The organism is Pseudomonas sp. 18058 (assembly GCF_902706155.1).
GTDB classification, from domain to species: Bacteria; Pseudomonadota; Gammaproteobacteria; order Pseudomonadales; family Pseudomonadaceae; genus Aquipseudomonas; species Aquipseudomonas rustica.
Genome location: NZ_CACSJY010000147.1, coordinates 1 through 420, shown reverse-complemented (window position 1 = coordinate 420; position 420 = coordinate 1). Strand labels below are relative to the sequence as shown.

Here is a 420-nt window from a genome sequence, read left to right as displayed (position 1 = left end):
GCTCGGATCGCGGAGGCCAGCCGACGTGCAAGTGCAGTGGTTCAGGAGCAAGCAGCACGAATGCAGAAACCGCCGGAGCGTGACGCTGGATTGACGCGATAGAAGGCCTTCGAAGGGGCTTTTAGGCGTCGCTGTGGGGTAGGGTGCTGTCGCGACGTTTCAGGCCTTTGGGCGGGCCTGCAGGGCCTTCCACTCGGTCTCGCTGAGGGGGTGCAGGTTCCCGTCATCGTCGAGACGGCCATACACCTTTGTTTGCGTGCGTGCGTCGGCTTGTATGACCAGGTCTGGATGGTCGCGATCAAACGAGCACGTGACGGGGTTCGCTTCCATCGCCGCGCGCAAGGCAGAGGAGTCTTTCGGGGACGCCAAGACCTTGGCGAGTGATTCGAGGGGGGTCATCACATTCCTTTTCCATGGCGT

At 61.9% G+C, this 420-nt stretch carries 1 protein-coding gene; it reads right to left on the bottom strand.

The window, feature by feature from the left end:
* Nucleotides 1-159 precede the first annotated feature (159 nt).
* On the bottom strand, nucleotides 160-420 hold a 261-nt coding region (locus GVL50_RS28565; protein WP_218586056.1), incomplete at its 5' end, for a hypothetical protein.